Raw genomic sequence first — 18,006 nt, 5'->3', positions numbered from 1 at the left:
ACTCCGGATGCGGCGGCCTCATTTCTTAAGGTACTCCTCCCCGGGCCGGATCGCCATACCTACGCAAATCCGGACGAAAAATTTTCTGTGGCCTTCCCGGCCCCACGCGCCCCCCGCTGCGCCCCCGCACGCCCGTTGCCTCCCTGCCGACTGGCTGTTGGGCAGTACATGCAACCGCACAGCAGCCCACCCCCTCGCCGGCCGTCCATGCCGCGCCTGGCGCTCGCCGCCATGACCGGCACCGCCATCGAGTTCTACGACTTCTACGTCTACGGCACCGCAGCGGCCCTCGTCCTGGGACCGCTGTACTTCCCCACCGTCTCCCCGCTGCTCGGCACCCTCGCCGCCTTCGCCACCTTCGGGGTCGGCTTCCTCGCCCGCCCGCTGGGCGCGGTGCTCTTCGGCCACATCGGCGACCGGCACGGCCGGCGGCCCGTCCTCATGGCGTCCCTACTGCTGACGGGCCTGGCCACGGTCGCGGTGGGGTGCGTCCCCACCTACGAGAGCATCGGCATCGCCGCGCCGCTGCTCCTGCTCGTCCTGCGGTTCGCGCAGGGGCTGGGGCTCGGCGGGGAGTGGGGCGGGGCGGTGCTGCTGACCGCGGAGCACGCCCCGGCGCACCGCCGCGCCCTGTGGACCAGCCTCCCTCAGCTCGGCGCGCCGACGGGGTTCCTGCTGGCCAACGGTCTCGCCCTCGCCCTGTCGGCGGGGCTCGCCGAGGCGGACTACCTGGCCTGGGGCTGGCGGGTGCCGTTCTGGGGCGCGGGCCTCATGGCGGCGGCGGGCCTGCTGCTGCGCTCCCGGCTCCCGGAGACGCCGCAGTTCCGCGCGCTGGAGGCCACGGACAGCCGGGCCGCCCTGCCCCTCGCCGAGCTCCTGCGCGGCCACTGGCGGCCGGTCCTGCTCACCGCGGGCGGGCTCTCCCTCGTCTTCGCCGCCCACTACGCGATCAGCACGTGGGCCCTGGCCTACGGCACCGAGCAGCTGGAGGTCGGCCGCACAGCCATGCTCGGCTGCATCATGGCCGGCGTCGTCGTCTCCAGCCTGCTCACCCCGTTCTTCGCCGTGCTGGGCGACCGCTACGGGCGGCGCTCCCTGTGCCTGGCCGGCAGCGCCGGCCTGGGCCTGTGGATGGTCCCGCTGATGGGCCTGCTGCACACCGGGCGGCCCGCCTGGATGGTGCTGGGCTTCGCGGGGGCTGCGGTGCCCTTCGCGGCGGTGGTCGGCGTCGTCGCCGCCTATCTCCCGGAGCTGTTCGAGACCCGGGTGCGCTGCACGGGGGCGGCGGTCGGCTACAACCTGGCCGGGGTGGTGGGCGGCGGCCTCACCCCGGTCGCGGCGACGGCGCTGGCGCAGGGCTCCGGCCCGCCCTGGGCGGTCGCCGGCTACCTCGGGACCGTCGCCCTCGTCAGCCTGGGCTGCTTCGCCCTGCTGCCCGAGACCCGGCCGGCCGCGGCGCCCGGAACCGCGGCGGAGGCCGCCCCCGCCTGAGCGGGGACGGCCTCCGGTGAAGCGCGGGCGGCAGGGGCGGGGCCTGCGTCAGACGCGGACCTCGTCCTTGCCCTCCGGGGCGCCTTCGGTCTCCGCGGCGACCGCGGCCTCCGCAGCGGCTTCCCGCTCCTGCTTGCGGGAGGCGCGCAGGCTGGTGATCGTGGTGACGACCAGCACCGCGCAGATCACGCCGAGGGACACCGGGATGCTGATCTCGGGGACGCCCACGCCGTTCTCGTGCAGGGCGTGCAGGACGAGCTTGACGCCGATGAAGCCCAGGATGACCGACAGGCCGTACGAGAGGTGGACGAGCTTCTTCAGCAGTCCGCCGATCAGGAAGTACAGCTGGCGCAGACCCATGAGGGCGAAGGCGTTCGCCGTGAAGACGATGTACGGGTCCTGGGTCAGGCCGAAGATCGCGGGGATCGAGTCCAGGGCGAAGAGGACGTCGGTGGTGCCGATCGCCAGCATGACGATCAGCATCGGCGTCATCAGACGCTTGCCGTTCTCCACGATGAAGAGCTTGGTGCCGTGGTAGCGGTCCGTGGAGGGGAAGCGCTTCTCGACCAGCTTGAGGAAACGATTCTCCTCGAACTCCTCGTCCTCCTCGTCGGCACGCGCCTCCTGGATGAGCTTCCAGGCCGTCCAGATGAGGAAGGCGCCGAAGATGTAGAAGACCCAGGAGAAGTTGGCGATGATCGCCGCGCCCGCACCGATGAACACGGCCCGCAGGACCAGGGCGATGAGCACGCCGACCATCAGGACGCGCTGCTGGTATATCGACGGGACCGCGAACTTCGCCATGATCAGGACGAAGACGAAGAGGTTGTCGACGCTGAGCGACTTCTCGGTGATGAAGCCGGCGAAGAACTCGCCGGCCGGCTGGCCGCCGCCGAAGAGCAGCAGGCCGAGGCCGAAGAGGCCGGCGAGGGCGACCCAGACCGCCGTCCACACCCCGGCTTCCTTGAGGGAGACCTCGTGCGGCTTGCGGCCTCCGATGAAGAAGTCGGCGGCGACGAGGGCGCACAGACCGAGAATGGTCAGCACCCACAGGGTCAGGGAGACGTCCAACTGTTCCTCCGGTACGTCGTACGGGCGTACGGCAGTCCTCAGAACGGTACAGGAAGACCCAAGGAACAGTAAAGAAAGACCCAAATTCCCAGCTCAGCAGCCCTTTACCTGCTAGATGCCATACGCCTGCCGGGCCTGGCCCACGCTCCGCAGCACCTGCCCCAGCACGTCGCTGCCGACCGGCACGAGCGAGGGCTCGTACGTCCAGGTGTGCCCGACCCACGGGTCGGCGAGGTGGTCGTCGGGGACCGGCGTGATGCGCAGCAGGGCGCGCCAGAGCGGGTCGAGCACCGGACCGTAGCCCCGGGCGTCCTCCCGGTCGGCGACCATCATCAGGTGCACCCCCACGGACGGCCCCTCGTCCGCGATGTACCGCAGCTGGTTGACCGAGCGGTCGTCGAAGCCGTGCGGGAAGTCGTTGACGATCAGCAGCTGCTCGGCGGTGTCCACGTCCGGCGGGAGGGAGTCGGCTGCGCCGCTGCGCGCGGCCATCTGCACCAGGTCGACGCGGCGCGTCAGCCGCTCCAGCAGCGCGGAGACGCCCTGCGCCCCGGCCGCGGGAGCCTCCTTCAGCGCGCCGGACTGCAGCAGCGGCGCGAGCGCCCCGCCGGCCGCGCCCGCCGGGTCGATCACGTGCACCGTGTAGTCGCCGACGGGGTGCACGGCCAGCAGCCGCGCGGCGTGGGCGACCGCCGTCTCCATGGCCAGGCGGCGCAGCTCGGAGGAGTCCACGATCGCCGCCTGCAGGCCGGAGGTGCGGCCGCTGTCGATCCACAGCCCGCGCTCCAGGGGCAGCCGCACCAGCATGGGGATCCGCAGGTCGGTGCGCTCCGGCAGGTGCAGCTCGCCCAGGCGCAGCGCCATCGGGGTCTCCAGCGGCACCTGGAAGCCCTGCCAGACCGGGCTGTCCCAGCGGGCGAAGGCCGGCGGCAGTGCGTGCTCGACGACCTCGGCCTCGGCGGCGAGCTGGGCGAGGTCGCGGTCGAGGACCGCCCGGGCCTGCTCCACCAGGCTCGCCTGCCGGGCCCGGGCCTCGGCCCGGGCCGCGTCGGCCGCGGGGCCCACGCGGGTGGCCGGGTCGGAGAGGACCTTGTCCAGCTCCTGTTCCAGGCGCGACTCCGCGAAGTCGACGGCGCTGCGGTAGGCGGCGGCCGAGCGGGCCAGGTCCTCGAACATGCCCCACACCTGGTTGTAGAGCCGCTCGTTCATGGTCCAGCCGTTGGCGTCGCCCGCGACGGGGCGGGGCGGCTGCCCCGGCCCGGCGGCCGGGGCGGCGGCCGGAGCGGGGTCCGGGGGCGTCGCGGTGGCACGGCGGGGGTGGCGGTAGTCGACGGGGCCGCCGCCGGCCGCGGGGGCCTGGGGTGCGGGGGCCTGGGGCGCGGGGTCCGCGGCCGGACGCGGGGGCGGCGGCGCGACCGCGCGGGCCATGCCCCGGGTGACGGCCTCGTTGATGGCCGCGGCGGTCTCGAAGGCCCGCTCCAGCCCCTGGTCGTGCAGCATCGCGGCGAGCCCGCCCGCGTACCCCTGGCCGACGGCGCGCACCTTCCAGGCGCCCTGCCTGCGGTACAGCTCCAGGGCGACGACGGCGGACTCCACGCCGAGGTCCGTGATCGTGAAGGTGGCGATCTCTGCCCCGTCGAGCTCGGTGACGGCGAAGAACGGGGCGGCCAGCGCGCCGAAGGACGTGGGGCCGCCCGCTCCGGTGGGCAGCGCGAGCATCACGTGGACCCGGTGCACGTCCTCGGGGAGGGCCTCCAGGTCGACGGCGAGCCGGTGGTCGGCCGCGGCCTGCCGGGAGACCTCCAGGCCGGGGAGGCGGTGGGAGGCGGGGTGCGCGACGCGGTCGGCGCCGGCCACCTTGCCGTCGTCGCCGGCGAGCGTGGCGCCCGCGACGACGGGGCCTCCCGCCGAGACCCGGATCTCCAGGCGGGTACCGGACAGCGGGTGGTTCTGCCCCCGCACCAGCTCGGCCGTCATTGCTGCGCCCCCTCGTTGTTCGTGTTCGTGCTGCGCTCGTCGTGCCCGCGGGCCCGGCGGAAACGCTCTCCGCCGGGCCCGGGATGTTCTCAGGTTGCGTATGCCTACAGGCTCGGCAGGATCGCCGGCATGAGGTCCTGGAAGGTCTTGCCGTTGGCCGGGTTGCCGATGGCGGTCATCGCCCAGCCGGTGCCGGAGCGGTGGACCTTCGCCATGATCTGCGCGGTGTACGCGCCGCCGCCGTCGAGGGTGTAGCGGGCGAGCTCCTGGCCGTTGGTCTCGTCGACCAGGCGGCAGAAGGCGTTCTGCACCTCGGAGAACGTCTGGCCGGTGAAGGAGTTCACCGTGAAGACGATCTGGTCGATGTGCACGGGGACGCGCTGCAGGTCGACGAGGATGGCCTCGTCGTCGCCGCCCGTGCCGGCGCCGCCGACCAGGTTGTCACCGGTGTGCCGCACCGAGCCGTCGTCGCTGACCAGGTGGCGGAAGAAGACCACGTCCACCGGCTGGCCCCCGGCGAAGAGCACCGCCGAGGCGTCGAGGTCGATCTCCCTCGTGCGCGACCCGAACAGTCCGCGGCGGGGGGCGGCCTGCCAGCCAAGCCCCATCCGCACGGCGGTCAGGGTGCCTCCGTCTGCCTTCTGCAGGCTGATGCCCTGACCCTTGGACAAGTTGACCGTCACGCGCAGTCCCTTCTCGTTCTATCCCCGTGGGCCGGGCGTCCGCACGGCCTCCGCCCAGACCCTACGCACGGACCCCGACCCCGGACGAATCCGAACGGGATTTGTGGCGGTCTTGCAACATCCCGGCCCGTACCTCAGGCGAGCCCGGCCTCCTTCATCTGCCGCAGCTCCTTCTTCAGCTCGCTCACCTCGTCGCGCAGCCGGGCGGCGACCTCGAACTGCAGCTCCGCGGCCGCGGCCCGCATACGGTCGGTCATGTCCTCGATCTGCTGAGCCAGTTCGGCGGCGGGGCGGTCCGTCACCGCGACGGCGGCCTTCGCCTTGCCCTTGGCTGCCTTGGCGCCCTTGCCCGCCGCCTTCCCGGCCGGGGCGGTGGGCACCGGGGCCTTGCCCTTGGCGCCCTTCTCGCGGTAGCCGGAGCCCAGGAGCTCCTGGGTGTCGATCTCCTCGCGGGCCAGGGTGGCGACGATGTCGCCGATCTTCTTGCGCAGGGGCTGGGGGTCGATGCCCCGCTCCTTGTTGTACGCGATCTGCTTCGCCCGGCGGCGGTTGGTCTCGTCGATGGCCTTCGCCATCGCCGGGGTGACCTTGTCGGCGTACATGTGGACCTGGCCGGAGACGTTGCGCGCGGCACGCCCGATGGTCTGGATCAGGGAGGTGCCCGAGCGCAGGAAGCCCTCCTTGTCGGCGTCCAGGATGGCGACCAGGGACACCTCGGGCAGGTCGAGGCCCTCGCGCAGCAGGTTGATGCCGACCAGGACGTCGTACTCGCCGGCGCGCAGCTCGCGCAGCAGCTCCACGCGGCGCAGCGTGTCGACGTCGCTGTGCAGGTAGCGGACCTGGATGCCGAGCTCCAGGAAGTAGTCCGTGAGGTCCTCGGCCATCTTCTTGGTGAGGGTGGTGACGAGGACGCGCTCGTCCTTCTCGGTGCGCGTGCGGATCTCGTGCACCAGGTCGTCGATCTGACCCTCGGTCGGCTTGACGACGACCTCGGGGTCGACCAGGCCGGTGGGGCGGATGATCTGCTCGACGAAGCCGTCCGAGCGCGAGAGCTCGTAGTTCCCGGGGGTCGCCGAGAGGTAGACCGTCTGCCCGATGCGCTCGGTGAACTCCTCCCACTTCAGCGGGCGGTTGTCCATGGCCGAGGGCAGCCGGAAGCCGTGCTCCACGAGCGTGCGCTTGCGGGAGGCGTCGCCCTCGTACATGGCGCCGATCTGGGGGACGGTGACGTGGGACTCGTCGATGACGAGGAGGAAGTCCTCCGGGAAGTAGTCGAGGAGGGTGTTGGGCGGGGAGCCGGGCTCGCGGCCGTCCATGTGCAGCGAGTAGTTCTCGATGCCGGAGCAGGAGCCGATCTGGCGCATCATCTCGATGTCGTACGTGGTGCGCATGCGCAGGCGCTGCGCCTCCAGGAGCTTGCCCTGCTTCTCCATGCGGGCGAGGGTCTCCTCCAGTTCCGCCTCGATGCCCGCGACGGCCTTCTCCATGCGCTCGGCGCCGGCGATGTAGTGGCTGGCGGGGAAGACGTACAGCTCCCGGTCGTCGGAGAGGACCTCGCCGGTGAGCGGGTGGAGCGTGGAGAGCGCCTCGATCTCGTCGCCGAACATCTCGATGCGGACCGCGAGCTCCTCGTAGACCGGGAAGATCTCGATGGTGTCGCCGCGGACGCGGAAGGTGCCGCGGGTGAACGCGAGGTCGTTGCGGGTGTACTGGATCTCCACGAAGCGGCGCAGCAGCTCGTCGCGGTCGATCTCCTCGCCGACCTTCAGCGGCACCATGCGGTCGACGTACTCCTGGGGGGTGCCCAGGCCGTAGATGCAGGACACCGAGGCCACCACCACGACGTCACGCCGTGTGAGCAGGGAGTTGGTGGCGGAGTGGCGCAGCCGCTCCACCTCCTCATTGATCGAGGAATCCTTCTCGATGTACGTGTCCGACTGCGGTACGTAGGCCTCGGGCTGGTAGTAGTCGTAGTACGAGACGAAGTATTCGACGGCGTTGTTGGGCAGGAGCTCGCGGAACTCATTGGCGAGCTGGGCCGCCAGGGTCTTGTTCGGCGCCATGACGAGCGTCGGCCGCTGGAGCTTCTCGATCATCCACGCGGTGGTCGCGGACTTGCCGGTACCGGTCGCACCGAGGAGCACGACATCCTTCTCACCTGCGCGGATACGTCGTTCCAGCTCGGCGATGGCCGTCGGCTGGTCACCGCTGGGCTGGAAGGGGCTGACGACCTCGAAAGGCGCCACCTTGCGTTCGATCTTCGATACGGGCCGCATGAGACCACGGTACGGCCCCCCACTGACAACGGCCGGACACCCGGCGTCCGGCCCCCGTTCCCTGGGCGAACGGGCGGCGTCGATCCGGCGAAGAACAACCGTTCCCGCTCCCCTCCCCCGCCCCCGTCGCGTACTTGTCCGAGGTACGCCCATCCCCTACACCAAGGGCAGGGGACGCCCGGTCCCCGATGTACGTGCCCGTCCGTGTCCAGACGCCGCGAGGAGCCCGTATGCGCATCCGCCCCGTCTCCGCCGTGACCAGCGCGCTGCTCGTCCTGTCCACGCTCGTCCTCGCCGCTCCCCACGCCCGGGCGGCCGCCCCCGATCGGGCGGCCGCCCACACGCGCGTGCCGCTCGCGATCGGCCACCGAGGGGTGCCCGTGCAGGCCCCGGAGAACACGCTGGCCTCGGTCGACAGAGCCGCCGACCTGGGGATCACCTGGGTGGAGAACGACGTGCAGCGCACCAAGGACGGTGCCCTGATCGTCATGCACGACACCACCCTGGAGCGCACGACCGACGTCAAACGCCGCTTCCCCGGCCGCGCCCCCTGGAAGATCGCCGACTTCACCCTCGCCGAGATCCGCAAGCTCGACGCGGGCAGCTGGTACGACCGCAGGTTCGCCGGGCAGCGGGTGCCCACGCTGCGCAGCTATCTGCAGCGCGTCGACCGCAACCGGCAGAAGCTGCTGCTGGAGGTCAAGGCCCCCGAGCTCTACCCGGGCATCGAGCGGCAGCTGGCGGGCGAGCTGCAGCGCGCAGGGTGGCTCAACGCGCGCCACGTGCGGAGCTCCCTGGTCGTGCAGTCCTTCAGCGCCGCCTCCCTCAAGGCCTTCCACCGGGTGAGGCCTGACGTGAAGACGGGGTTCCTCGGGGCCCCGAAGCCCTCTGAGCTGCGCTCGTACGCCGCGTTCGCCGACCAGATCAACCCGCACCACCGGAGCGTCACCGCCGCATGGGTGCGAGCGGTGCACGCCCTGCGGGGGCCGCACGGGCGGATGCTCGAGGTCTCGGCATGGACCGTGGACAACGGCGACCGGGCCGTCGGCCTGGCGCGCATGGGGGTCGACGCCATCATCAGCAACGCCCCGCACGAGATCGAGGACGCTCTGGAGGAGGACCTCGACGAGCAGGAGGAGCAGAACGAGGCGAACGACGACAACGAGGAGGACGACGGCCTGTCGATCCTGGGCTTCCTGGGCCTGTAGACCGCCCGTCCCCCTCCGCAGCCCGCGGGGACCGGGGATCACTTGATCGTGGATCACTTGTCCGGTCCGGGGTCCGGCGGGGCCCCGGACGGCCTACGCTGGGCCTCATGACGGACCTGGAACCGACCGCCCCGGCGGCTGCCCCGGCCCCCTCGCCCCGCCCGCAGGAGTGGGCCTGGACGACGGTCGGCACCTCCATCGGACCGCTGGGGCTGGCGGCGACGCCCAAGGGCCTGCTGCAGGTCTCCTTCCGCGCGGACGAGGCGGTCTCCGCCGAGGCCGTCGCCGCCCTCACCCGCCGCATGGGGACCGGCCCGGCGTCCGGGCCCTGCGCCTCGCGCGAGATCCTCACCGAGACCGCGGCCGAGCTCGAGGACTACTTCGCGGGCCGCCGGGAGACCTTCTCCGTCCCGCTGGACTGGTCGCTGATCTCGGGCTTCAACCGCCAGGTGCTGCGCGAGCTGGCCGGCGGCGTCCCTTACGGCACCGTGGTCAGCTACCAGGACCTGGCCGACCGCGTCGGCGAGCGCGGAGCCGCCCGCGCCGTGGGCGTGGCCATGGGGAGCAATCCCCTGCCGGTCGTGGTGCCCTGTCACCGCGTCATCGAGAGCAACGGCGGCCTGGGCGGGTTCGGCAGCGGCCTGGAGATCAAGCGCTCGCTCCTGTCCCTCGAAGGGGTGCTTCCCGAGCCCCTCTTCTGACCGCCGGCCGCCCGCGGCCCCCGCCCCGGCGGCGTTCGCGCAGGCTGCCGCAGACCGATTGTCAGTGCCTGCCCCTAGCGTGCTGCGCACAGGAGATCGGCCGGCGCGGCCGACGGGGAGAGGGGCTTTGCCATGGCGGGAGAGACGACGTACCTGGAGCTGTCGCAGGACGGCGGCGGGGCGCACAAGTTCTACGAGGTCACGGTCGCCGGCACGGCGGTCACGGTGCGCTACGGCCGGATCGGCGCCGCGGGCCAGGTCCAGACCTCGTCGTTCCCCAGCGTGGAGAAGGCCCGGGCCGCGGCGGCGAAGAAGGTCGGCGAGAAGGTCCGCAAGGGCTATGCCCCGGCGGTGGCCGGGCAGCGGGCGGCCCGGCCGGTGACGCGCCGCGAGGTGACGTCCGCGCCGTCGACCGCGCGGGCCGTGGCCCCGGTGCTGTGGCGGTTCGCCACCGGCTCCTCCGCGTTCGGCATCCACGTGGACGAGGACCGCTGCTGGGTCGGCAACCAGGCCGGCCACGTCCACACCCTCGGCCACGACGGCGAGGTGCTGGCCCGCTACCAGCTGCCCGCCGGCGTCAAGTGCCTGGTGGCGGACGACTTCTGGATCTACGCCGGCTGCGACGACGGCACGGTCTACGACCTGTCCTCCAAGCTCCCCTTCGCCGCCTACCAGATCGCCTCCGACGTCGACATCTTCTGGCTCGACATCCGCGAGGGCGTCCTCGACGTCGCCGACCGCAACGGCGGACTGACCGTCATCGACCACGAGGACGAGCACCAGTGGTCGCGCCGCAGCAGCGGCGACCACGCCTGGATGGTCCGGCGCGACGAGCACGCCGTCTACCACGGGCACGCGCGCGGGGTGACCGCCTACGCCCCCGACGGCACCGGCGAGCTGTGGCACACCCCCACCTCCGGCTCGGTGCTGTTCGGCTGGCAGGAGGACCACGCGGTCTACGCCGGCACCAACCGCCGCGTCGTCCAGCGCCTGTCGAAGGCCACGGGCGCCGTCGAGGCCACCTACCAGTGCGACACCGTGGTCTACTCCTGCGCCACCGCGCCCGGCGGCCGCTACGTCTTCGCGGGCGACTCCGCCTCCTCGGTCTACTGCTTCGCGGCGGACGGCACCCGCCTGTGGAAGCTCGGCACGGGCAGCGGTTCGGCGCTGTCCATGCAGTACCTGGACGAGAAGCTGTACATGGTCACCACGGAGGGCTCGCTCGTCTGCGTCGACGCCAGTGAGAGCGCGGTCTCCGCCGCGCAGGCGGGCAGCGTCCCCGTGCCGGTGGACGTCAAGTCGGCCGCCGCCGTGCCCACGTACACCCCGTCCCGCACCCTCGCCACGGTGAGCGCTGCGCCCGCCTCGGGCGTCGTGGTCGAGTGCGTGCAGGAAGCCGGCAGGCTGCGCGTGCACGTCGTCTCCGAGGGCTACGACCCCCGCTGGAACGTCCAGTTCCCCCGTCACATACGTGAGGCCGGCGCCCGCTACGTCATCGACGCCCTCTCCCCCGCCGCCGGCGGCTTCTACCGCGTACGGGGCGAGATCCGGCGCCTCGTCTGATCCCCGGAGGGTGGATGCTGGAGGTGGAGGCACCGCCATGCGCACCGGCAACGAACCCGCCACGGCCCGCAGCCCCCTGCGGCTGCGCTGCGGGCTGGCCGCCTGGGGCCTGGCCTGGGCCGTCGCGGGCACCGTGCTCTTCGCGATCACCGGCCACCCCGGCTGGGCCGTCGCCTGCGGCGTCCTGACCGCCGTCACCGCCGTCGACCTGTCGCTGGTGATCCGGCACATCCGGCAGGGCCCGCACTACCAGCCGGGCCGGGACGTCCCGCCGTACCGGCCCGTCAGCGACCGCCGCGGCCCCGGGAAGGACCGGCGCGGCCCGTAGCCCTCAGCCCGGCCGCCCGGCCCGCGGGAAGGCCACACGGAGGCCGCGGTCAGCCCGGGTACGGGGGCACCGCCCCGTCGCCCCCGGGCGGGCCGAGCGTGCGCCGGGCCTCCTCCGCGTACCGCGCGCGTTCCTCTTCCGGCAGGGCCCGCCATGCCGCGCTCAGGGCCCGCGTCCCCTCTCCCAGGGCCTCGGCGTACGTCCCGACCCGGACGGCGTCCCGCAGGCCGATGCGGCCCGTGAGGACCTCGCGGGCCATCTCCTGGAGCGCGTCACCGGCGCTTCCGGCGGCGAGCCGCCGCAGCACCCCGTGGAGGGCCCGCGCCCGGTCGGCACTGCGTCCCGGGGTCACGAACTCCTCGAAGCCCACGTGCTGTTCGGCCATATCGGTCGCCCTCCTCCTCTCTCAGACCGCGGGGTGGTCGTAGCTCGCGCCGGGCAGCGGGAAGGCGTTGAGACCGGCCAGGGCCTCGGTGCCGAGCCGGACCAGCGTGCCGTGGCCGGCGTGCACCAGCGCCTGGACCGCCGCCACGCACCGGACCATGCGCTCCCACTCCCTCAGGATGGTCAGCAGTTCCTCGGTGCCCAGCGCCGCGGCCGCGACTGCGGCGGTCCCGCCGCTGGCCGCTTCGACCGCGGCCGCGAGGGCCAGGGCGATCAGCGCGTCCACGATCGCCCCGAGGCAGTCGCCGACGGCTTCCCCCGCAGCGGAGACGGCCTGGGCGATGGCGAGGTATTCCACGCCCATCGCGTCGAGGGCGGTGCGGAAGTCCACGAGATTTCCGGCGAGAGCGGCGAAGTAGAGCGCGGCCGCCCCGGCGGCGTTGCCGTCCCAGGTCACGTCGATGCGGGCACTCCCGGAGCGGAGGTTGCGCGCGACGCCGTCGCAGGCCCGCCCCGTTGCCTGCCAGGCCGAGACGCACCTGGCATAGGCCTCCCAGTCGCCGGCGAAGCTCTCCTTGGCCCACTTCACGGGGTCCTTCGGCAGGTACAGCTCCGCCAGTTTGAACAGCCAGCCGGACGGGCTGAGGAGTTCCGCCACGTCGTTGAGCGGCTTCATCGGGTCGAGGAATTCCTCCGGTTCCGCGGGCGGGACGAGGCACGCCGTCGGCTCCGTCACGTCGGCGAAGTGCGTCACCGTTCCCCGCCCCGTCCCCGGGCCGCCGCATCGAATCCGGCGGCGGCACCGCGGTCGGTACGGCGGTAGTAGGAAGCCGCCGTGGTGAGTTCCTCCGAGGAGCTCTGCAGGAGCTCGGCCATGCGCTGCACGGCGTTCAGGACGTCGCTGCGCAGGGAGCCGTGCTGGTGGCAGGCCGCTTCGAACAGTCCGCCCGCTCCCGGGGGCAGGGCAGTGTGCCGCCGGACGTACGCCAGAACCTCCCGCATGTCCTCGGCACCCCTGCCGACCTGCCGCGCGAACGCCTCGAGCTGGCCGGGATCGACCCTCAGATCCATGTCGTTCCCCTCCTACGGCGAGACGAGGAGCAGCAGGACGCACACGGCAGTTCCGGCCCCGGCAGTCCGGAACAGCCATGTGACGTAGGGCGCCACGGAGGTCCGGCGCAGCACCGCCCAAGCGGCCCTGCCTTCGGCGATGGTCCTCACGCGGTACCCCACCACCGTGGTCATCACTCCGACGGCGACGCCCGCCAGTCCGGCGAAGAAGAAGGCCAGTCCGCCCCAGAAGTAGCGCAGGCCGACCGGGTGGTAGCCGTAACCCTCGCGGTAGACGCGCACCTTCTCACCCGTCACGTACCAGCCGCGCAGAGCGGAGCCGTCCCGTACGACGCGGCCGTTGTCGGCGCGGAAGGAGCCGAAACACAGGGTCTGCAAACGCGAGGCGCTTCTCCCGTGGCCGCCCTCGCGGTGTTGCTCGCACCTCTCCACCGTCAGCGTGCCCTTGCCGGCCACGAGCCCGGCGGCCTTCTCCGCCTGCCGGACCATCATCCCCATGCAGGCCAACGACAACACGACGACGCCGACGCCGAACAGCCGCGGCAGGGGCCGTGGTGCGGGCAGCGGGCAGAACGGGCTCGTCGCGGCTAACTCGGGCACGGCCACGCAAGGTCTCCTCGAAACGGCTCGGCGAGCGGAATCGCGGAAACCTTATGCGTGCGGCAACGGCGTCGACGGCGGGCGGAACCGGTACGGGAGACCGGCCGCAGGCCCCGCGCCCTTGCCCTGCCTGTGCGCCGCCCGCGCACCGGGCCGACGGGCCCTCACCCGATATGACTAACGCCGGGCGGCGCGCTCGCGCAGCTCGTCCCAGACCTTCTCGACCTGGCGCCGCAGCGCCTCGATCGGGCCGTCGTTGTCGATGACGAAGTCGGCCACCGCGAGCCGGTCCTCGCGGGTGGCCTGGGCCGCCATGCGGGCGCGGGCCTCGTCCGGGGTCATGCCGCGGAGGCGGACCAGGCGGTCCAGGCGGGTTTCGGTGCCCGCGTCGACCACGAGGACCAGGTCGTAGAGGGGGGCCAGGCCGTTCTCGGCGAGGAGGGGGACGTCGTGGACGACGACCGCGCCGGGGGCGGCGGCCGCCTCCAGTTCGGCGGAGCGGGCCCGGACGAGGGGGTGCACGATGGCGTTGAGGGCGGCCAGCCGGTCCGGGTCGGCGAAGACGACGGCGCCCAGCCGGGGGCGGTCGAGCGCGCCCTCGGGCGTGAGGACCGCCTCGCCGAACTCCGCGACGACCGCGGCCAGTCCGGGCGTCCCCGGCTCGACCACTTCGCGGGCGATCCTGTCGGAATCGACGATCACCGCTCCGTACGAAGCCAGCAGCCGCGACACCTCGCTCTTGCCGGCACCGATTCCGCCCGTGAGGCCCACTCTCAGCATGGGCCCCACGGTAGCGGGCGTGCGGTCAGTGACCGCTGTCGCCCTCCCTGTCGGCGAGGAAGCGCTCGAATTCGGCGCCCAGTTCGTCGGCGGAGGGCAGCTCGACCGGCTCGGCGACGAGATTGCCGCGGGTCTCGGCACCGGACACGGCGTCGTACTGGTGCTCCAGGCCGCGCACGAGGGAGACAAGCTCCTCGTCCCCCTCGGCGATCTGACGCTCGATCTCCTCCTGGGTGCGCAGCGCCTCCGACCGCAGGGCGTGGGCGGCGTTGGGCAGCACCAGGCCCGTGGCGGCCGTGACCGCCTCCAGGGCGGTGAGGGCCGCGTCGGGGTAGGCGGAGCGGGCGATGTAGTGCGGAACGTGGGCGGCGACGCCGAGCACGTCGTGACCGGCCTCCGCGAGGCGGTACTCGATGAGGGCCTCGGCGCTCCCCGGCACCTGCGCCTCGTCGAAGAAGCTGCGGTGACCGGGCATCAGGTCGGTGCGGTTGCCGTGCGGGGTCATGCCCACGGGGCGGGTGTGCGGCACGCCCATGGGGATGCCGTGGAAGTTGACGGACAGCCGCACGCCGAGGCGCTCGACCAACTGCCGCACGGCGGCGGCGAACCGCTCCCACTCGACGTCCGGCTCGGGGCCGGAGAGCAGCAGGAAGGGGGCGCCCGTCGCGTCCTGCACGATGCGCAGCTCGATCGCCGGGGTCTCGTAGGCGCTCCAGCGGTCGCGCTGGAAGGTCAGCAGCGGGCGCCGGGCGCGGTAGTCGATGAGCCGGTCATGGTCGAAGCGGGCCACGACCTGGTGGGGCAGGGTGTCCAGGAGTCGCGAGACGATCTGCTCGCCGGTCTCCCCCGCGTCGATGTAGCCGTCGAAGTGATAGAGCATGACCAGGCCGGCCGTGTCCTGGGCCAAGGCCAGGTCGGCCACGGCGAGCCCCTTGGGCTCCCATTCGTACAAACCCTGCGGATCCAACACAGTGACCGCTCCTCCTCATGTTCCGTACGGGGGAACGCGCCTGGAGGGCCTCGCCATTCCCGCCTTGCGGATCACGCCGGCGCATTTCACATGGCGGAACGAGCGCCTGACGGAAACGAACGGCTGTCAGCAGAACACGAGTAAGGCCCGCTCCCCAAGGGGAACGGGCCTTACTCAGTCAGCTGTCAGCTGCCGTGGTGCAGAGCCTCAGCTCTGGCCGCCGGCGAGCTTCTCGCGGAGCGCGGCGAGCGCCTCGTCCGACGCCAGGGCGCCGGAGTTGTCGGCCGACTCCGAGGAGTACGAGCCGCCGGAGACCTGGGCGCCACCGGCCTGCGGGGCAGCCTGGGCGCCCTCGGCCGCAGCCTCGGCGTCCGCCTCGCGGGACTTGATGACCTGCGCCTGGTGCTGCTCGAAGCGCTGCTGCGCCTCGGCGTACTGGCGCTCCCACTCCTCGCGCTGCTTCTCGTAACCCGGCAGCCAGTCGTTGGCCTCGGGGTCGAAGCCCTCGGGGTAGATGTAGTTGCCCTGGTCGTCGTAGGACGCGGCCATGCCGTACAGGGTCGGGTCGAACTCGACCACGGACGGGTCGGCACCGAAGGACTCGTTGGCCTGCTTCAGCGAGAGGCTGATGCGACGACGCTCGAGGTCGATGTCGATGACCTTGACGAAGATCTCGTCGTTGACCTGGACGACCTGCTCCGGGATCTCCACGTGGCGCTCGGCCAGCTCGGAGATGTGGACCAGGCCCTCGATGCCCTCGTCGACGCGCACGAACGCACCGAAGGGAACGAGCTTGGTGACCTTACCCGGGACGACCTGACCGATCTGGTGGGTCCGGGCGAACTGCTGCCACGGGTCTTCCTGGGTGGCCTTGAGCGACAGGGAGACGCGCTCGCGGTCCATGTCGACGTCGAGGACCTCGACGGTGACTTCCTGGCCGACCTCGACAACCTCGGACGGGTGGTCGATGTGCTTCCAGGACAGCTCGGAGACGTGGACGAGACCGTCGACGCCGCCCAGGTCCACGAAGGCACCGAAGTTGACGATGGAGGAGACGACGCCGGAGCGCACCTGACCCTTCTGCAGGGTGGTGAGGAAGGTCTGGCGGACCTCGCTCTGGGTCTGCTCCAGCCAGGCACGGCGGGACAGGACCACGTTGTTGCGGTTCTTGTCCAGCTCGATGATCTTGGCCTCGAGCTCCTTGCCCACGTAGGGCTGGAGGTCGCGGACGCGGCGCATCTCGACCAGGGAGGCCGGGAGGAAGCCACGGAGGCCGATGTCGAGGATGAGACCACCCTTGACGACCTCGATGACGGTACCGGTGACGATCCCGTCCTCTTCCTTGATCTTCTCGATGGTGCCCCAGGCGCGCTCGTACTGGGCGCGCTTCTTCGAGAGGATCAGGCGGCCTTCCTTGTCCTCCTTCTGGAGAACCAGGGCCTCGATCTCGTCGCCGACCTTGACGACCTCGTTCGGGTCGACGTCGTGCTTGATCGAGAGCTCGCGGGAGGGGATCACACCCTCGGTCTTGTAACCGATGTCGAGCAGGACCTCGTCCCGGTCGACCTTCACGATGACGCCGTCGACGATGTCGCCGTCGTTGAAGTACTTGATCGTCTCGTCGATCGCGGCGAGGAAGGCTTCCTCGTTACCGATGTCGTTGACCGCAACCTGCGGGGTGGTGGCGGTGGTCTCGGTGCTGCTCGTCATGTGGGAAAGGGCTCCGGTACGGACATTGAGTCGTAGGTACTGCTACGCCGAGAGCCCGTATCGCACTGCCGAAGCCGGACAGCCTTGGAGGCGCAGGCCCTGAGATCCGAAGATCACTGCTCACGCCTCGGCAACCGAGGGGACATACAACAAGTGCGAGCGCGGCCTGCTCCGTCTGAGGCGCGCAGGCCCGCAGCGCAACTTGTAGCATACGGGGGCAGCCGGGCACGGTCAATGCGCGAAGGCGCACACCCGGGACGAATCTCCCCATACCGGTCACAACTTATGTTTTGCGAGGCCACGAGGGCCTCGCCGCACACTACCGCGGGGGCACGCCGCCGATGATCGAAGAGCACGAGCCGGAAGCGGTCCGGCGGACCACGGGCGGCGCCGAGAGCAGCCGGGCGAGCCGCGGCTGGTGGGACCGCAACGCCGACGAGTACCAGACCGAGCACGGCGCCTTCCTCGGCGACGACCGCTTCGTCTGGGGCCCCGAGGGGCTGGACGAGGCCGAGGCCGCCCTGCTGGGCCCGGCGAGCGGCCTCAAGGGCCTCGACGTGCTGGAGATCGGCGCCGGCGCGGCGCAGTGCTCGCGCTGGCTCGCCGCGCAGGGCGCCCGCCCGGTGGCCCTGGACCTCTCCCACCGCCAGCTCCAGCACGCCCTGCGCATCGGCGGTGACGTTCCGCTGGTCGAGGCCGACGCGTGCGCCCTGCCCTTCGCCGACGGCTCCTTCGACCTGGCGTGCTCGGCGTACGGGGCCGTCCCCTTCGTCGCGGACCCGGTGCAGGTGATGCGCGAGGTCCGGCGCGTGCTGCGGCCCGGCGGCCGCTGGGTCTTCTCCGTCACCCACCCCCTCCGCTGGGCGTTCCCCGACGAGCCGGGCCCCGAGGGCCTCTCCGTCGCGGCCTCCTACTTCGACCGCACCCCTTACGTCGAGCAGGACGAGCAGGGCCGCGCCGTCTACGTGGAGCACCACCGCACGCTCGGCGACCGCGTGCGGGACGTCGTCGCCGCCGGCTTCCGGCTGACCGACCTCGTCGAGCCCGAGTGGCCCGCCTGGAACCAGCAGGAGTGGGGCGGCTGGTCCCCGCTGCGCGGGAACCTCATCCCCGGCACGGCGATCTTCGTCTGCGAGCGGGACTGAGCAGTCCTGGCGGACCGGCAGGACCGTTCGGGGCCCGCGGGCCCCTGG

17 protein-coding genes are annotated in these 18,006 nt (G+C 72.0%); 6 read left to right on the top strand and 11 right to left on the bottom strand.

What is annotated here, in order from left to right; genetic code table 11:
- The first annotated feature begins 207 nt into the window (after window positions 1-207).
- On the top strand, window positions 208-1,491 hold the full coding sequence (locus ACFPP6_RS17930; RefSeq protein WP_382042993.1) for an MFS transporter: 1,284 nt from the start codon (window positions 208-210) through the stop codon (window positions 1,489-1,491).
- Window positions 1,492-1,539: 48 nt separating this feature from the next.
- On the opposite strand, the gene ACFPP6_RS17925 is transcribed toward ACFPP6_RS17930, so the two are convergent.
- The 4 genes from ACFPP6_RS17925 to uvrB all read right to left on the bottom strand — a co-directional run bounded on the left by ACFPP6_RS17925 (window position 1,540) and on the right by uvrB (window position 7,498).
- Window positions 1,540-2,562, bottom strand: a complete 1,023-nt coding sequence (locus ACFPP6_RS17925; RefSeq protein ID WP_382042991.1) for a TerC family protein — start codon at window positions 2,560-2,562, stop codon at window positions 1,540-1,542.
- Window positions 2,563-2,673: 111 nt separating this feature from the next.
- Complete coding sequence (locus ACFPP6_RS17920) at window positions 2,674-4,539, bottom strand: TerD family protein (protein WP_382042989.1); 1,866 nt, start codon at window positions 4,537-4,539, stop codon at window positions 2,674-2,676.
- Window positions 4,540-4,643: 104 nt separating this feature from the next.
- Window positions 4,644-5,222, bottom strand: coding sequence for a TerD family protein (locus ACFPP6_RS17915; protein WP_168093526.1), 579 nt, complete (start codon window positions 5,220-5,222; stop codon window positions 4,644-4,646).
- Window positions 5,223-5,356: 134 nt separating this feature from the next.
- The gene (gene uvrB, locus ACFPP6_RS17910; RefSeq protein ID WP_382042986.1) at window positions 5,357-7,498 is read right to left on the bottom strand and encodes an excinuclease ABC subunit UvrB; all 2,142 of its coding nucleotides are present in this window, start codon (window positions 7,496-7,498) and stop codon (window positions 5,357-5,359) included.
- A gap of 230 nt (window positions 7,499-7,728) precedes the next feature.
- On the opposite strand from uvrB, the gene ACFPP6_RS17905 reads away from it, so the two are divergent.
- The 4 genes from ACFPP6_RS17905 (at window position 7,729) to ACFPP6_RS17890 (ending at window position 11,298) form a co-directional block, all read left to right on the top strand.
- Window positions 7,729-8,706 carry a glycerophosphodiester phosphodiesterase gene (locus tag ACFPP6_RS17905; RefSeq protein WP_382042984.1) on the top strand — a complete coding sequence of 326 codons (978 nt, stop codon included), beginning with the start codon at window positions 7,729-7,731 and terminating at the stop codon, window positions 8,704-8,706.
- Window positions 8,707-8,813: 107 nt separating this feature from the next.
- A complete protein-coding gene (locus tag ACFPP6_RS17900; RefSeq protein ID WP_382042982.1) occupies window positions 8,814-9,407 on the top strand; it encodes a methylated-DNA--[protein]-cysteine S-methyltransferase in 594 nt (197 codons plus the stop codon).
- Window positions 9,408-9,539: 132 nt separating this feature from the next.
- Window positions 9,540-10,970, top strand: coding sequence for a WGR domain-containing protein (locus tag ACFPP6_RS17895; protein ID WP_382042979.1), 1,431 nt, complete (start codon window positions 9,540-9,542; stop codon window positions 10,968-10,970).
- Between the two features lie 37 nt (window positions 10,971-11,007).
- Complete coding sequence (locus ACFPP6_RS17890) at window positions 11,008-11,298, top strand: DUF6343 family protein (protein ID WP_382042976.1); 291 nt, start codon at window positions 11,008-11,010, stop codon at window positions 11,296-11,298.
- Window positions 11,299-11,347: 49 nt separating this feature from the next.
- Here ACFPP6_RS17890 and ACFPP6_RS17885 read toward each other — a convergent pair whose 3' ends face one another.
- The 7 genes from ACFPP6_RS17885 to rpsA all read right to left on the bottom strand — a co-directional run bounded on the left by ACFPP6_RS17885 (window position 11,348) and on the right by rpsA (window position 16,813).
- Window positions 11,348-11,683 carry a hypothetical protein gene (locus tag ACFPP6_RS17885; RefSeq protein WP_382042973.1) on the bottom strand — a complete coding sequence of 112 codons (336 nt, stop codon included), beginning with the start codon at window positions 11,681-11,683 and terminating at the stop codon, window positions 11,348-11,350.
- A gap of 21 nt (window positions 11,684-11,704) precedes the next feature.
- Window positions 11,705-12,436, bottom strand: coding sequence for a hypothetical protein (locus ACFPP6_RS17880; RefSeq protein WP_382042972.1), 732 nt, complete (start codon window positions 12,434-12,436; stop codon window positions 11,705-11,707).
- Complete coding sequence (locus ACFPP6_RS17875; protein ID WP_382042970.1) at window positions 12,433-12,753, bottom strand: WXG100 family type VII secretion target; 321 nt, start codon at window positions 12,751-12,753, stop codon at window positions 12,433-12,435. Before ACFPP6_RS17875 ends, ACFPP6_RS17880 begins: the two co-directional genes overlap by 4 nt.
- A 12-nt stretch (window positions 12,754-12,765) precedes the next feature.
- The gene (locus ACFPP6_RS17870; protein WP_382042967.1) at window positions 12,766-13,359 is read right to left on the bottom strand and encodes a hypothetical protein; all 594 of its coding nucleotides are present in this window, start codon (window positions 13,357-13,359) and stop codon (window positions 12,766-12,768) included.
- Window positions 13,360-13,530: 171 nt separating this feature from the next.
- On the bottom strand, window positions 13,531-14,133 hold the full coding sequence (coaE, locus tag ACFPP6_RS17865) for a dephospho-CoA kinase (RefSeq protein WP_382042965.1): 603 nt from the start codon (window positions 14,131-14,133) through the stop codon (window positions 13,531-13,533).
- Between the two features lie 25 nt (window positions 14,134-14,158).
- A complete protein-coding gene (locus ACFPP6_RS17860; RefSeq protein ID WP_382042962.1) occupies window positions 14,159-15,103 on the bottom strand; it encodes a PAC2 family protein in 945 nt (314 codons plus the stop codon).
- Between the two features lie 207 nt (window positions 15,104-15,310).
- Window positions 15,311-16,813: a 30S ribosomal protein S1 gene (gene rpsA / locus ACFPP6_RS17855; protein ID WP_058044905.1), complete on the bottom strand. Its 1,503-nt coding sequence runs from the start codon at window positions 16,811-16,813 to the stop codon at window positions 15,311-15,313.
- Window positions 16,814-17,154: 341 nt separating this feature from the next.
- Between rpsA and ACFPP6_RS17850 the strand changes: the two genes are divergently transcribed.
- Complete coding sequence (locus tag ACFPP6_RS17850; protein WP_382042959.1) at window positions 17,155-17,958, top strand: class I SAM-dependent methyltransferase; 804 nt, start codon at window positions 17,155-17,157, stop codon at window positions 17,956-17,958.
- Window positions 17,959-18,006 lie beyond the last annotated feature (48 nt).

The sequence above is a fragment of the Streptomyces aureoversilis genome (genome assembly GCF_042657885.1).
Classification (GTDB): domain Bacteria; phylum Actinomycetota; class Actinomycetes; order Streptomycetales; family Streptomycetaceae; genus Streptomyces; species Streptomyces aureoversilis.
Note: the sequence above shows the minus strand (reverse complement) of the source record. Positions and strands in the feature narration are given on the sequence as shown.

Bases quoted from the DNA above. Each gene is read 5' to 3' on its own strand.
- ACFPP6_RS17900 (WP_382042982.1), top strand. From the start codon at position 8,814: ATGACGGACCTGGAACCGACCGCCCCGGCGGCTGCCCCGGCCCCCTCG.
- rpsA (WP_058044905.1), bottom strand. From the start codon at position 16,813: ATGACGAGCAGCACCGAGACCACCGCCACCACCCCGCAGGTTGCGGTC.
- uvrB (WP_382042986.1), bottom strand. From the start codon at position 7,498: ATGCGGCCCGTATCGAAGATCGAACGCAAGGTGGCGCCTTTCGAGGTC.
- ACFPP6_RS17930 (WP_382042993.1), top strand. From the start codon at position 208: ATGCCGCGCCTGGCGCTCGCCGCCATGACCGGCACCGCCATCGAGTTC.
- ACFPP6_RS17890 (WP_382042976.1), top strand. From the start codon at position 11,008: ATGCGCACCGGCAACGAACCCGCCACGGCCCGCAGCCCCCTGCGGCTG.
- ACFPP6_RS17920 (WP_382042989.1), bottom strand. From the start codon at position 4,539: ATGACGGCCGAGCTGGTGCGGGGGCAGAACCACCCGCTGTCCGGTACC.
- ACFPP6_RS17905 (WP_382042984.1), top strand. From the start codon at position 7,729: ATGCGCATCCGCCCCGTCTCCGCCGTGACCAGCGCGCTGCTCGTCCTG.
- coaE (WP_382042965.1), bottom strand. From the start codon at position 14,133: ATGCTGAGAGTGGGCCTCACGGGCGGAATCGGTGCCGGCAAGAGCGAG.
- ACFPP6_RS17875 (WP_382042970.1), bottom strand. From the start codon at position 12,753: ATGGATCTGAGGGTCGATCCCGGCCAGCTCGAGGCGTTCGCGCGGCAG.
- ACFPP6_RS17850 (WP_382042959.1), top strand. From the start codon at position 17,155: ATGATCGAAGAGCACGAGCCGGAAGCGGTCCGGCGGACCACGGGCGGC.
- ACFPP6_RS17895 (WP_382042979.1), top strand. From the start codon at position 9,540: ATGGCGGGAGAGACGACGTACCTGGAGCTGTCGCAGGACGGCGGCGGG.
- ACFPP6_RS17885 (WP_382042973.1), bottom strand. From the start codon at position 11,683: ATGGCCGAACAGCACGTGGGCTTCGAGGAGTTCGTGACCCCGGGACGC.